This window comes from Amycolatopsis cynarae (assembly GCF_026802195.1).
GTDB classification, from domain to species: Bacteria; Actinomycetota; Actinomycetes; order Mycobacteriales; family Pseudonocardiaceae; genus Amycolatopsis_E; species Amycolatopsis_E rhizosphaerae.
On the sequence record NZ_CP113836.1, the window covers coordinates 7,213,994 to 7,226,694 of the forward strand.

The following is a 12,701-nucleotide window of genomic DNA, read 5'->3' on the forward strand; positions in this document are numbered from 1 at the left end:
CGGAGGTGCCCGACTCGCCCGCCTGCCACGAGCATCGGGCGAGGAGGGCACTTCCGCGCGAAGACGCCGTGAGGGCACAACCATATGCTGCGATTCATCGTCCGTCGGCTGCTACAAGCGATTCCGACGCTTCTTGTCCTGTCCATCCTGGTGTTCGCCTGGCTCCGGCTGCTTCCCGGCGGCCCGGCGGGCGCGCTGCTCGGCGACAAGGCGACCGCCGAAAGCGTGGCTTCGCTGAACCACATCCTCGGCCTCGACCAGCCGGTCTTCGTGCAGTACTTCAAGTTCCTCGGCCGGGTGGTCACCGGCGACTTCGGCAGTTCGCTGACCAGCGGTGACCCGGTGCTCGCGGAGGTCGGCCGCCGGTTCCCCGCGACGATCGAGCTTTCGATCTGCGCACTGTTCCTCGCGGTGGTCTTCGGCATTCCGATCGGCTATCTCGCCGCGCGCTACAAGGGCCGCGTGCTGGACAACGCCGCGGTGATCACCACGCTGGTCGGGGTCGCCGTGCCGGTGTTCTTCCTCGGCGTGCTGCTGAAGTACGTCTTCGCGCAGAAGCTGGGCATCCTGCCGCCGTCCGGCCGCCAGGACGTCACCATCGACGCCACCCACGTGACCGGCTTCTTCGTGCTCGACGGGCTGCTCACCGGGGAACTCGACGCGTCATGGGACGCGATCAGGCATCTGATCCTGCCGTCGATCGCGCTGGCCAGCATCCCGTTCGCGGTGATCGTGCGGATCACCCGCGCCTCGGTGCTGGACGTGCAGGGCGAGGACTTCGTGCGGACCGCGGAATCCAAGGGGCTGACCACCGGGGTGATCCGGCGCCGGCACGTGCTGCGCAACGCGCTGCTGCCGGTGTCCACCACCATCGGTCTCCAGACCGGCCTGCTGCTCGCCGGTGCCGTACTGACGGAGAAGGTGTTCAACTGGCAGGGGCTCGGTTCCCTGCTGGCCGACGGCATCGCGCGCCGGGACTATCCCCGGCTGCAGGCGCTGCTGTTGCTCGCGGCGCTGGTGTACGTCGTGGTGAACCTGCTGGTCGACATCTCCTACGCGATCATCGATCCGAGGGTGCGCGTGCGATGACTGCTCCCAATCTGTTGAAACGCAAGGCCGAACGGATCGACGAACTCGCCGATTCCGGCGGGACGAGCCTCGCCGCGGACGCACTGCGGCGGATGCGCAGCAGCCCCACGGCGATCATCGGCGCGGTGATCACCGTGCTGTTCGTCCTGCTGGCGATCCTTTCGCCGTTCCTGGCGCCGAAGAATCCCTACATCCCCTACGACGAGCTCAAGAAGGACCTGACGCCGAGCTCGATTCCCGGTCCGATGCCGGGATTCCTGCTCGGTGGTGACCAGAACGGCTACGACTTCTTTTCGCGGCTGCTGGTCGGCGCGCAGCAGACGTTGATCGTCGGTGTGGTCGCCACGCTGATCGGGGTGCTGCTCGGCATGATCATCGGCGGGCTCGCCGGGGCGTTCGGTGGCTGGGTGGACACCCTGCTGATGCGCTTTACCGACATCCTGCTCGCGATTCCCTCGCTGCTGCTGGCCATCTCGATCGCCGCGCTGTTCTCGCACGGTACACAGTGGACGGTCATCATCGCGGTGGCGGTGGTCAGTGTGCCGGTCTTCGCCCGGTTGCTGCGCGGCGCGATGCTGTCCCAGCGTTCCTCCGACCACGTACTGGCGGCGACCGCGCTGGGCGTGCGCCGCGGCACGATCGTGTTCCGGCACATGCTGCCCAACTCGCTCGGCCCGGTGATCGTGCAGGCCACGCTGACCCTGGCAACCTCCATCATCGACGCGGCGGCGCTGTCGTTCCTCGGCCTCGGCGATTCCGACCCGAGCCGGGCGGAATGGGGCCTGATGCTGGGCAACTCGCAGGGCCTGCTCGACGTCAAGCCGGAACTGGCGTTCTACCCCGCCATCGCGATCATCGTGGTGGCGCTCGGGTTCACGCTGCTCGGTGAGTCGCTGCGCGAAGCGCTCGACCCGAAAAACAGGCGGTAAGGCTTCATGGCACTTCTGGAAGTCCGCGATCTGTCCGTGGTGTTCCGCCGCAAGCGTGCGCGGCCGTTCACCGCGGTGGACGCGGTGAGTTTCGATGTGGAACCGGGCCGCACGGTCGGCCTGGTGGGCGAGTCCGGCAGCGGCAAGTCGGTGACCGCGCTGGCGATCATGGGGCTGCTGCCCCGGCGCGGGGCCGAGGTCAGCGGCTCCGTGCGCTTCGAGGACACCGATCTGCTGACCCTGTCCGACAGGCAGTTGCGCGATCGGCGCGGCCGCGATCTGGGCATGGTGTTCCAGGACCCGCTGTCCTCGCTGAACCCGGTGATCTCCGTCGGGCTGCAGATCGCCGAGGTGCTGGAGCGGCACCGCGGGATGAGCCGCAAGCAGGCGATGGACGAAGCGACCGACCTGCTGAACCGGGTCGGCATCCCCGACCCGAACCGCCGTCTGTCGGAATACCCGCACCAGCTCTCGGGCGGGATGCGCCAGCGGGCACTGATCGCCATCGCGCTGGCCTGCCGTCCCCGGCTGCTCATCGCCGACGAGCCGACCACCGCGCTGGACGTGACGATCCAGGCGCAGATCCTCGCGCTGCTCGCCGAGTTGGTGCGCGACACCGGCACCGCGCTGATCATGATCACGCACGATCTCGGTGTGGTCGCCGGCCTGTGCGACGAGGTGAACGTCATGTACGGCGGCCGGATCGTGGAGCGGGCCGAGCGGCACGCGCTGTTCGCCGCCGCGCGGCATCCGTACACCCACGGGCTGCTCGCCTCGATCCCGCGCCTCGACGCGCCGCGCGGCGAGAAGCTGGTGCCGATCAAGGGTTCGGTGGCCGACAACCTCCCGTGGACGAACGCCTGCGCCTTCGCGCCGCGCTGCCCGAACGCGCTGGACCGCTGCCGCGAGGTGGCCCCGGCGCTGGAACCGGACAACGGCGGGATGCTGCGTTGCCACAATCCCGTCGGGCCGATGACTGCCGTCAACCAGGCGGAGGGGGTGCGGTGATGGCGGACGAGAAGCCGCTGGTGTCCGTGGAGGGCATCCAGGTGCACTTCCCGATCAAACGCGGGCTGGTGCTGGACAAGACGGTCGGCCACGTCTACGCCGTCGACGGAGTGGATCTCCAGATCCGGCGCGGGGAGACCTACGGCCTGGTGGGCGAGTCGGGCTGCGGCAAGACCACCCTCGGGCGCGGCCTGCTGCGCCTGGTGGAGCCGACCGGCGGCCGGGTGGTGTTCGACGGGGTGGACCTGTCCACCCTCAAGGGTGAGTCGCTGCGGCGGATGCGGCGGCGGATGCAGATGGTCTTCCAGGACCCGCTGTCCAGTCTCGACCCCCGCCAGTCCGTCGAGTCGATCCTGGTCGAGGGCATGCGGGCGCACGGGCTCGACCGGGACAAGGAGAGCACGCGCAAACGGTTGCGTGAACTGCTGTCCGCGGTCGGGCTGCCGGAGGGCGCGCTGCGCAAGTACCCGCACGAGTTCTCGGGCGGACAACGGCAGCGGATCGGCATCGCCAGGGCGCTGGCCGTCGAGCCCGACCTGATCGTGGCCGACGAACCGGTGTCCGCGCTGGACGTGTCCGTGCAGGCGCAGGTGATCAACCTGCTCGAAGAGCTGCAGGACACCCTCGGGCTGACCTATCTGGTGATCGCCCACGACCTGGCCGTCGTGCGCCACATCTCCGACCGCATCGGCGTGATGTACCTGGGTTCGATGGTGGAGGAGACCGACTCCGAGACCCTCTACACCGAGCCGCTGCACCCGTACACCCGGGCGCTGCTGTCCGCGATCCCGGTGCCGGACCCCGACGTGGAGGACCGGCGCGAGCAGATCCTGCTCGCCGGCGACCTGCCCTCCCCGGCCGCGCCGCCGTCCGGCTGCCGGTTCCACACGCGTTGCCCCTGGCGGCAGGAGACGCGATGTGACACCGAACGGCCGGTTTTGCGGGAACTCGGGACGGGCCACCGGGTGGCGTGTCACTATGCGGAGGACATCCAGGCCGGGCGTATCACGCCGCACGAGGTGAAGGCGGAACTGGTCGAAACGGATCCCGGGGCGCTGCCGGTCGTGCCGCACGCCGGGTCCGTGGCCGAGTTGCTGGAACCGTGACGCGGGTACCCTGGCGCCAAGCGACACCGGTGAGAGGGGCTTGACTGTGCACATCGACCAGTGGCTGGAGACCATTCCGCCACTTCTCGTGTACATCACGGTCGGCGCGGTGATCGGTTTCGAAAGCCTCGGCATTCCCCTTCCCGGGGAAATCGTGCTGGTCAGCGCGGCCCTGCTGGCTTCGCAGCACTCCGCGCTGAACCCGTGGATCGTCGGCATCGTGGGCAGTGCGGGCGCCATCGTCGGCGACAGCCTCGGGTACCTGATCGGCCGCAAGGGCGGCCGCAGGCTGTTCGACTGGGCGGGGCGGAAGTTCCCGAAGCACTTCGGCCCCGACCACGTCGCCAACGCCGAACGCATCTTCGCGAGACGGGGTGTGTGGGCGGTGTTCTTCGGCCGGTTCGTGGCCATCCTGCGCATCCTGTGCGGTCCGCTCGCCGGTTCGCTGCACATGAACTACGCCAAGTTCCTCGCCGCGAACGCGCTCGGCGGCATCGCCTGGGCCGGGGGCACCACCGCGCTGGTGTACTCGCTGGGCGTGGTGGCGGAGAAGTGGCTGTCCCGCTTCTCGTACCTGGCGCTGGGCCTGGCCGTCGTGGCCGGCGTGATCATCAGCCTCGTGGTGAAGAAGCGCATGGGCCGCCGCCATCACGAGGAGCCCGCCGAGGAGACCGCGGCCGCCGAGCGCTGAGCGCTCAGCGTTCGGCGGCGACCAGCGGTACGGCCGGTTCCGGCCTCGAGGCACGCCGGGGCAGCGAGCCCAGCAGCACCCCGGCGACCACGACCACCCCGGCGAGCAGTTCCACCACCGCCGGGCGTTCGCCGAGCAGCAGGAACGAAGCCGACATCCCCACGACCGGCACCAGCAGGGAGAACGGGGCCACCACCCCGGCGGGGTTGCGGCGCATGAGCGTCGTCCACACCCCGGAGCCGACCACGGTGCCGATGAGCACCACGTAGGCCAAACCGGCCAGGCCGGTCAACCCGGTCGCGCTGCCCAGCGTGCTCAGCGAGCGCCACTCGGCGCCGGGGCCCTCGAAGACCAGGGACAGCAGGAACATCGGAACCGGCGGGACCACCGACATCCACAGGGTCAGGTGCAGCGGGTTGTCCGGGCGGGCCTGGCGGGAGCACACGTTGCCCACGGCCCAGCTGGCCGCGCCGAGCAGGGTGAGCAGTACCGGCAGCAGCGCCGCGTTCTCCGCGCGGTGCCAGGCGATCGCGGCCATGCCCGCGACCGCGAGCGCGACCCCGGCCAGCTGCCGGGGCGAGTGGCGTTCTCTCAGGAAGAACCCGCCCAGCAGCACGGTGAACGGGGCGGCGGCCTGAAGCACGAGCGAGGCGAGCCCGGTGGGCATGCCGAGTTTGAGCGCGAGGAACAGGAACGCGAACTGCCCGGTGCCGAAACCGAGGCCGTAGCCGATCAGCCAGCGCAGCGGCACCTTCGGCCGCGGCACGAGCAGCACGGTCGGCACCGCGATCAGCAGGAAACGCAGCCCGCCTGCGAACAGCGGCGGGAACTGGCCGAGCATGGCGTGGATGGCGAGGAAGTTCAGTCCCCACACCGCGGCGACGAACAGGGCTAGAAGGCGATCACGGGCTGGCATGCCTTCAGCTTGCGAGGGACGACTGTGAAGAACAAGCGAGATTATTTTCAATAACTCTTAAGTTATACTTCACGATCGTGGAGGTGGCGAGACTGCGGGTGCTCCGAGAGTTCGCCGACCGGGGCAGCGTGACCGCCACGGCCGCGGCGCTGCACTGCACCCCGTCCGCGGTGTCGCAGCAGCTCAGGGCGCTGCAGGACGAGGTCGGCGTGCCGCTCACCGAACCGGCCGGGCGTGGACTGCGGCTCACCGACGCGGGCCGGTCGCTGGTGAACCGGGCGGACGAAGTGCTCGCCGCGATCGAACGGGCCGAGGCGGAGCTGGACACCTACCGCAGCGCACCCCGCGGCCGGGTGCGGCTCGCGATCTTCCCGTCCGCCGCGCTGATGCTGCTGCCCGGACTGCTGAAGCGGATCGACGAATGCGAGGGCCTCGAGGTCGATGTGCGGGACATCGACATGACCCCGCCCGAGGTGCCGGCGCTGGTGGCGGACTTCGACATCGTGGTCGCCCACCGCGACGAGCACGCGGAACCGTTCTCCTCCAGCAGGCTGGAAGTCGACCACCTGCTGCGGGAACCCCTCGACGTGGCGTTGCCGCCGGGGCACCGGCTGGCCTCGCGGCGCAAGGTCGAACTGACCGAACTCGCGGGCGAACGCTGGATCGGGGTGGACGTGGGTTTCCCGGTGGACGACGTGCTGCGGTCGCTCGCCGTGCGCACGGGGGTGCGGCCGAGGGTGGTTCAGCGCATCAACGACTTCCGCATCACCGAGGCGCTGGTGGCCGCCGGGCACGGCATCGCCCTGCTCCCGCGGTACACGATCGACACGGCACGGGGACGGCGGCTGCTCCGCCGTCCGCTCGCCGGGATCCGCGCCGCCCGGCACATCGAGGCCGTGCTGCGGGCCGGAGCGTCGAGCAGGCCCGCGGTGGCCGCCGTGCTCGCCGTCCTCCACGCCGAGGTTGCCTCCGCCACCGCCGCCCGCACGTGATCAGGGGCGGCACCGAGCGGTGCCGCCCCCTTCAAGCGAACCGGTCAGCGGTGGCTGCGGTTGACCGCCGAGACGACGGCGCGCAGCGAAGCGGTCACGATCGACGGGTCGATGCCCACACCCCAGTAGACCTTGTCGCCTACGGCGCACTCGATGTACGAGGCCGCCCGCGAATCGTCGCCGGGGGTGAGCGTGTGCTCGCTGTAGTCCATCAGCCGCAGGTCGAACCCGACGGTGGACAGCGCGTCGAAGAAGGCCGCGATCGGGCCGTTGCCGGAGCCGGTGATCTCCTGCTCGTCACCGTCGAGGCGGACGGTCGCGGTCAGCTTGTAGTCGCCGTTGGCGGTGACATGCTGGCGGATCAGCTCCAGCGGGGTGTTCGGCTCCAGGTACTCGGCCGAGAAGGCGTTCCACATGGTGGCCGGGGCGACCTCGCCACCCTGGGTGTCGGTGTGGCGCTGGATGAGCTTGGAGAACTCGATCTGCAGCCGCCGGGGCAGGTCCAGCTGGTGCTCGGTCTTCATGATGTAGGCGACGCCGCCCTTGCCGGACTGCGAGTTCACCCGGATCACGGCCTCGTAGGTGCGGCCGACGTCCTTCGGGTCGATGGGCAGGTACGGAACCTCCCACGGGTACTCGTCGACCGGGACGGCCTCCTTCTCGGCGGCGCGGTTCAGCGCGTCCAGGCCCTTGTTGATGGCGTCCTGGTGGCTGCCGGAGAAGGCGGTGAACACCAGGTCGCCGCCCCACGGGCTGCGCTCGGGTACCGGCAGCTGGTTGCAGTACTCGACGGTGCGCTTGACCTCGTCGATGTCGGAGAAGTCGATCTGCGGGTCGATGCCCTGGCTGAACAGGTTCATGCCCAGCGCGACCAGGTCCACGTTGCCGGTGCGCTCGCCGTTGCCGAACAGGCAGCCCTCGATGCGGTCCGCGCCGGCCTGGTAGCCCAGTTCGGCCGCGGCCACCGCGGTGCCGCGGTCGTTGTGCGGGTGCAGGGACAGGATCACCGCTTCGCGCCGGTCGAGGTTGCGGTTCATCCACTCGATCGAGTCGGCGTAGACGTTGGGCGTGGCCATTTCCACGGTCGAGGGCAGGTTCAGGATCACCGGGCGGGCCGGGGTCGGCTGCCAGATCTCGGTGACCGCGTTGCACACCTCGGCCGCGTAGGACAGTTCGGTGCCGGTGTAGGACTCGGGCGAGTACTCGAAGCGGAAGTCGGTGTCGGAGTACTTCGAGGCGTACTCCTGGACCAGTTCGGCGCCCTGCAGCGCGATCTTCTTGATGCCCTCGCGCTCTTCGCGGAACACCACGCGCCGTTGCAGGATGGAGGTCGAGTTGTAGATGTGGACGATCGCCTGCTGCGCGCCCTCCAGCGCACGGAAGGTGCGCTCGATCAGCTCGGGACGGCACTGCACCAGCACCTGGATGCGGACGTCCTCCGGGATCGCGCCCTCTTCGATGATCTCGCGGACGAAGTCGTAGTCGGTCTGGCTGGCCGCCGGGAAGCCGACCTCGATCTCCTTGTAGCCCATGCGGACCAGCAGGTCGAAGAACTTGCGCTTGCGGGCGGGCGACATCGGGTCGATCAGCGCCTGGTTGCCGTCACGCAGGTCGACCGCGCACCACAGCGGGGCGCGCTCGATGCGCTGGTCCGGCCAGGTGCGGTCGGGCAGTTCGATGTTTTCGACCAGCTGGTGCCAGGGGCGGTAGCGGTGGACGGGCATGGAACTGCCGCGCTGCGGATTCCAGGCGGGCTGGTCGGCGGGCGCGGGCCGGGAGGGCTTGCGGATGCGGCTGCTGTTGACGGGCTTGGCGGTCGTCATGGTGAAAGGCTTCTCCTGCCGGGTTCTGGTCGGGCGACCGGCGGCATCGAGCCCCGCGACGGGGGGCCGGTCGGATCAGGCCCCGTCGCGGCAGCGAAGCAGGAGAGCGCGAGCCACGAAGCCCACTGTAGCCCGGCACTGATGATGTTGAAAGCCAGGTACCGCGACGGAACCGTTATCCCGTTCCTTACTGGCCGGTAGCCAGCGGCCCCGTACGCGTGCGAGACTGCGCGTTATGGGCGAGCACGCCGAGAGAACCGAGAAGAACCTCACCGACGAGGATTCCCGGCGCAGGCACCGTACGGACGCCGACCGGCGCCGGATCAAGGACCAGGCGGTCGGCCTGATCGCCGGCATCGTGCGCTGGGCCGGTCTGGTCTTCGCGGTCATCCTGGTACTGCAGGTGATCTTCACCGTCGGTTCCGCCAACCCGGCCAACGGCATCGTGTCGTGGGTCCGCGACTGGGCCGACAGCCTCGCGATGGGGTTCAGGGACCTGTTCCAGCCTGCCGACGAGAAGCTGCGCGTCCTGGTGAACTACGGCATCGCCGCCCTGTTCTGGCTGATCGCCTCCGCCATCGTGGCCAAGCTCGTCCGCCGCATCGGCGGCATCTCCGCCTGACGCGGGTTCCCGCCGAGGACAGCCGCAGCCCCTCACGGCAGCGCGCCGGTGCCCCAGGTGCCGGCGAAGGCGAACTCGCCGAGCGGGAGGCGGCGTCTCGGGGCGCGTTCGCGTTCGATGTCGCGTTCCTCGCCGAGCACCTCGGCGTCGCCCTGTACGCCGACCGCGATGGCCACCCTGGGCACGGCCTCGGGCGGCACCGCGAACGCGCGCCGCACGGCCTCGGCGTCGAAGCCCGCCATCTGGTGCGCGACCAGGCCTTCGGCGACCGCCTGCAGGACGAGGTTCTGCCCGGCCAGCCCGAGCCCGTACTCGGCGTAGGGGATATCGCCCTTCTCGTTGCGTGTCACCATCACCGCCACCAGCAGCGCTCCGGCCCGGTGCGCCCAGTCCTGGTTGCGGGGGGTGAGGGTGGCCAGGATCCGCCGGAAGGTGTCGTCGCCCCGGCGGCCGACGAGGTAGCGGGCGGGCTGCGTGTTGCCGAACGAGGGCGCCCAGCGGGCGGCTTCGAGGAGCGCACGCAGTTGCTCCCAGGAGACTTCACCTGTTTCGTCGAGCGCGCGCGGGCTCCATCGCTGCGCGATGAGTTCGGCCAGCGGCGCGCTGCTCTCAGCTGGTTTCCGCATCGGAACGCATACTTCCACACTGGCGGCGGCATCGGTGGCAACTCGGATCCGGCTTCCAGTGCAGTGCCTGTTCCCGCAGCTCACGGCGGATGCGCCACCACCGCTTGCGATGCCCGTCGTCGTCATGCCACGCGGTGCCGAAGACCCTCATCTCGGTCCGGGGCTCCCCGCAGTGCGGGCACACGAGCCGGCGGAACACCCGCCGGATGGCGACATCCGAATCCATGCACCCTCCCCTCTGCGCTTCGGTGCAGGTCATCGACAGCACGCCCATCGGCGCGGGCGGTGGTTCACCCTCGTCCACGCGTTCGGTCATCATCCTCACGTCAGGTGTTGCCCGCAGCCGTCCGAAACGCTCGCGGCCGGAACAAAAAGAACCCGGTTCGACGACCGCGATCGGCATCACCGGGGGCCGGAAAACGGCAAGATCTTTCGTTCCTCCGGTAACACGTTGGAGAATTTCTCACGTATGCTGCGACGCAGATCTCAACGGGCGTGGGCGCCGCCACATAACCGGGTGGCCGCACGTGCCCGCCCCGGTAGGCTTTTCCAAAAGCGCACCTAGGAGGTCCGATAGCCGTGGCGCTCGTAGTCCAGAAGTACGGCGGTTCGTCGTTGGAGAGCGCTGATCGGATCAAGCGCGTGGCCGAACGCATCGTGGCCACGAAGAAGGCCGGCAACGACGTGGTGGTCGTCTGCTCCGCGATGGGCGACACCACCGACGAACTGCTCGATCTCGCCCAGCAGGTCAACCCGGTGCCGCCGGAGCGCGAGATGGACATGCTGCTCACTGCGGGCGAGCGCATCTCCAACGCGCTGGTGGCGATGGCGATCTCCGCGCACGGTCTCGAGGCGTGGTCGTTCACCGGCTCCCAGGCGGGCGTGGTGACCACCTCGGTGCACGGCAACGCGCGGATCATCGACGTCGCCCCGAGCCGGGTCACCGAGGCGCTCAAGCAGGGCTACATCGCGCTGGTCGCGGGCTTCCAGGGCGTCTCGCAGGACACCAAGGACATCACCACGCTCGGCCGCGGCGGCTCCGACACCACCGCGGTGGCGCTGGCCGCCGCGCTGAACGCGGACGTCTGCGAGATCTACTCCGACGTGGACGGGGTGTACACGGCCGACCCGCGAATCGTGCCGGACGCCCGCAAGCTCGACACCGTGCCGTACGAGGAGATGCTCGAACTGGCGGCGAGCGGGTCGAAGATCCTGCACCTGCGTTCGGTCGAGTACGCGCGGAGGTACGGCGTGCCGATCCGCGTCCGCTCTTCCTACAGTGACAAGCCGGGCACCACCGTGACCGGTTCGATTGAGGAGATCCCCGTGGAACAAGCGTTGATCACCGGCGTGGCGCACGACCGTTCCGAGGCCAAGATCACGGTAACCGGGGTGCCCGACCACGCCGGCGCCGCGGCGCGGATCTTCCGGACCATCGCCGACGCCGAGATCGACATCGACATGGTGCTGCAGAACGTGTCCAACACGGCCGGGCGCACCGACATCACCTTCACCCTGTCCAAGGCCAACGGCCCGAAGGCGGTCGCCGAGCTGGAGAAGCTGAAGGAGGAGCTCACCTTCAACTCCGTGCTCTACGACGACCAGGTCGGCAAGGTTTCGCTGGTGGGCGCCGGGATGCGCTCGCACCCCGGTGTCACCGCCACCTTCTGTGAGGCGCTGGCCAAGGTGGGGGTGAACATCGAGATCATCAACACCTCGGAGATCCGGATCTCGGTGCTCATCCGGGACGCGCAGCTGGACGAGGCGGTTCGCGCGATCCACGACGCATTCGAACTCGGCGGCGACGAAGAGGCCGTCGTCTACGCGGGGAGTGGTCGTTGATGGCGGCGAAGGGGCTGCGCGTCGGAGTGGTCGGCGCGACCGGTCAGGTCGGCGGCGTGATGCGGAAGCTGCTGGCGGAGCGCGAGTTCCCGGTCAGCGAGATCCGGTTCTTCGCCTCGGCCCGCTCGGCGGGCACCAAACTTCCCTGGCAGGGTGCCGAGATCGAGGTCGAGGACGCGGCCACCGCGGATCCGTCCGGTTTGGACATCGCGCTGTTCTCCGCGGGCGGGGCCACCTCCCGGGCCCAGGCGCCGCGCTTCGCCGCGGCGGGCGTCACCGTGATCGACAACTCGTCGGCGTGGCGGATGGATCCGGACGTTCCGCTGGTGGTCAGCGAGGTCAACCCGCAGGCGGTCAAGGACGCGCGCAAGGGCATCATCGCCAACCCCAACTGCACCACGATGGCCGCGATGCCGGTGCTCAAGCCGTTGCACGAGGAGGCGGGGCTGGTCCGGCTGATCGCCAGCACGTACCAGGCCGTGTCCGGCAGCGGGGTGGCCGGGGTGGCCGAACTGGCCGGGCAGATCACCGCCGTGGCCCCGCGCGCCACCGAGCTGACCCACGACGGGGCGGCCGTGCCGTTCCCGGAACCGGCCAAGTACGTGCGGCCGATCGCGTTCAACGTGCTGCCCATGGCGGGCTCCATTGTGGACGACGGTTCGTTCGAGACGGACGAAGAGCAGAAGCTGCGCAACGAAAGCCGGAAGATCCTGGACATTCCGGAACTGCTGGTGTCCGGTACCTGTGTCCGGGTGCCGGTGTTCTCCGGGCACTCGCTGTCGATCAACGCCGAGTTCGCCCGGCCGCTGCCGGTGGCGCGGGCGACCGAGTTGCTCTCGTCCGCACCCGGCGTCCAGGTCGTCGACGTGCCGACGCCGCTCGAGGCGGCGGGCAAGGACCCGAGTTTCGTGGGTCGCATCCGCACGGATCCGGGCGTGCCCGACGGCCGTGGCCTGGTGCTGTTCGTCTCGAACGACAACCTGCGCAAGGGCGCGGCGTTGAACGCGGTTCAGATCGCCGAACTGCTCGCCGAACGGTCCTGACCCCGTCCGAACTG

Annotated in this window: 13 protein-coding genes; 9 read left to right on the forward strand and 4 right to left on the reverse strand. The window is 69.4% G+C overall.

The genetic code is table 11. From position 1 onward, the window contains the following. The first annotated feature begins 84 nt into the window (after positions 1 to 84). The 5 genes from ORV05_RS35080 to ORV05_RS35100 are packed head-to-tail and all read left to right on the forward strand — an operon-like array spanning position 85 to position 4,823. Positions 85 to 1,089, forward strand: coding sequence for an ABC transporter permease (locus tag ORV05_RS35080; RefSeq protein ID WP_268756162.1), 1,005 nt, complete (start codon positions 85 to 87; stop codon positions 1,087 to 1,089). Next, the gene (locus ORV05_RS35085; RefSeq protein ID WP_268756163.1) at positions 1,086 to 2,018 is read left to right on the forward strand and encodes an ABC transporter permease; all 933 of its coding nucleotides are present in this window, start codon (positions 1,086 to 1,088) and stop codon (positions 2,016 to 2,018) included. The genes ORV05_RS35080 and ORV05_RS35085 overlap by 4 nt, the downstream gene beginning before the upstream one ends. Positions 2,019 to 2,024: 6 nt before the next feature. Then, positions 2,025 to 3,026 carry an ABC transporter ATP-binding protein gene (locus ORV05_RS35090; protein ID WP_268756164.1) on the forward strand — a complete coding sequence of 334 codons (1,002 nt, stop codon included), beginning with the start codon at positions 2,025 to 2,027 and terminating at the stop codon, positions 3,024 to 3,026. Further along, positions 3,026 to 4,132, forward strand: a complete 1,107-nt coding sequence (locus ORV05_RS35095; protein WP_268756165.1) for an ABC transporter ATP-binding protein — start codon at positions 3,026 to 3,028, stop codon at positions 4,130 to 4,132. Before ORV05_RS35090 ends, ORV05_RS35095 begins: the two co-directional genes overlap by 1 nt. 46 nt (positions 4,133 to 4,178) lie before the next feature. Next, entirely contained in the window at positions 4,179 to 4,823 is a 645-nt protein-coding gene (locus ORV05_RS35100) for a DedA family protein (protein WP_268760037.1), read from the forward strand. 4 nt (positions 4,824 to 4,827) lie between these two features. On the opposite strand, the gene ORV05_RS35105 is transcribed toward ORV05_RS35100, so the two are convergent. Then, positions 4,828 to 5,739, reverse strand: coding sequence for an EamA family transporter (locus ORV05_RS35105; protein ID WP_268756166.1), 912 nt, complete (start codon positions 5,737 to 5,739; stop codon positions 4,828 to 4,830). A 77-nt stretch (positions 5,740 to 5,816) separates the two neighbouring features. Here ORV05_RS35105 and ORV05_RS35110 point away from each other — a divergent pair, with 77 nt between their 5' ends. Then, entirely contained in the window at positions 5,817 to 6,731 is a 915-nt protein-coding gene (locus ORV05_RS35110) for a LysR family transcriptional regulator (protein WP_268756167.1), read from the forward strand. A gap of 44 nt (positions 6,732 to 6,775) precedes the next feature. Here ORV05_RS35110 and leuA read toward each other — a convergent pair whose 3' ends face one another. Then, on the reverse strand, positions 6,776 to 8,554 hold the full coding sequence (leuA, locus tag ORV05_RS35115) for a 2-isopropylmalate synthase (protein WP_268756168.1): 1,779 nt from the start codon (positions 8,552 to 8,554) through the stop codon (positions 6,776 to 6,778). 235 nt (positions 8,555 to 8,789) lie between these two features. Here leuA and ORV05_RS35120 point away from each other — a divergent pair, with 235 nt between their 5' ends. Next, positions 8,790 to 9,176, forward strand: a complete 387-nt coding sequence (locus tag ORV05_RS35120; RefSeq protein ID WP_268756169.1) for a hypothetical protein — start codon at positions 8,790 to 8,792, stop codon at positions 9,174 to 9,176. A 32-nt stretch (positions 9,177 to 9,208) separates the two neighbouring features. On the opposite strand, the gene ORV05_RS35125 is transcribed toward ORV05_RS35120, so the two are convergent. Both ORV05_RS35125 and ORV05_RS35130 read right to left on the reverse strand, forming a co-directional pair. Next, complete coding sequence (locus ORV05_RS35125) at positions 9,209 to 9,802, reverse strand: nitroreductase family protein (protein WP_268756170.1); 594 nt, start codon at positions 9,800 to 9,802, stop codon at positions 9,209 to 9,211. Continuing rightward, the gene (locus ORV05_RS35130) at positions 9,786 to 10,118 is read right to left on the reverse strand and encodes a hypothetical protein (protein WP_268756171.1); all 333 of its coding nucleotides are present in this window, start codon (positions 10,116 to 10,118) and stop codon (positions 9,786 to 9,788) included. The genes ORV05_RS35125 and ORV05_RS35130 overlap by 17 nt, the downstream gene beginning before the upstream one ends. 263 nt (positions 10,119 to 10,381) lie before the next feature. Here ORV05_RS35130 and ORV05_RS35135 point away from each other — a divergent pair, with 263 nt between their 5' ends. Beyond that, entirely contained in the window at positions 10,382 to 11,644 is a 1,263-nt protein-coding gene (locus tag ORV05_RS35135; protein WP_268756172.1) for an aspartate kinase, read from the forward strand. Next, positions 11,644 to 12,687, forward strand: coding sequence for an aspartate-semialdehyde dehydrogenase (locus ORV05_RS35140; protein WP_268756173.1), 1,044 nt, complete (start codon positions 11,644 to 11,646; stop codon positions 12,685 to 12,687). Before ORV05_RS35135 ends, ORV05_RS35140 begins: the two co-directional genes overlap by 1 nt. The last annotated feature ends 14 nt before the right edge of the window (positions 12,688 to 12,701 follow it).

Excerpts from the sequence above, each read along its gene's own strand:
- ORV05_RS35080 (WP_268756162.1), top strand. The coding sequence starts at position 85 with ATGCTGCGATTCATCGTCCGTCGGCTGCTACAAGCGATTCCGACGCTT.
- ORV05_RS35085 (WP_268756163.1), top strand. The coding sequence starts at position 1,086 with ATGACTGCTCCCAATCTGTTGAAACGCAAGGCCGAACGGATCGACGAA.
- ORV05_RS35090 (WP_268756164.1), top strand. The coding sequence starts at position 2,025 with ATGGCACTTCTGGAAGTCCGCGATCTGTCCGTGGTGTTCCGCCGCAAG.
- ORV05_RS35095 (WP_268756165.1), top strand. The coding sequence starts at position 3,026 with ATGGCGGACGAGAAGCCGCTGGTGTCCGTGGAGGGCATCCAGGTGCAC.
- ORV05_RS35105 (WP_268756166.1), bottom strand. The coding sequence starts at position 5,739 with ATGCCAGCCCGTGATCGCCTTCTAGCCCTGTTCGTCGCCGCGGTGTGG.
- leuA (WP_268756168.1), bottom strand. The coding sequence starts at position 8,554 with ATGACGACCGCCAAGCCCGTCAACAGCAGCCGCATCCGCAAGCCCTCC.
- ORV05_RS35120 (WP_268756169.1), top strand. The coding sequence starts at position 8,790 with ATGGGCGAGCACGCCGAGAGAACCGAGAAGAACCTCACCGACGAGGAT.
- ORV05_RS35125 (WP_268756170.1), bottom strand. The coding sequence starts at position 9,802 with ATGCGGAAACCAGCTGAGAGCAGCGCGCCGCTGGCCGAACTCATCGCG.
- ORV05_RS35130 (WP_268756171.1), bottom strand. The coding sequence starts at position 10,118 with ATGACCGAACGCGTGGACGAGGGTGAACCACCGCCCGCGCCGATGGGC.
- ORV05_RS35140 (WP_268756173.1), top strand. The coding sequence starts at position 11,644 with ATGGCGGCGAAGGGGCTGCGCGTCGGAGTGGTCGGCGCGACCGGTCAG.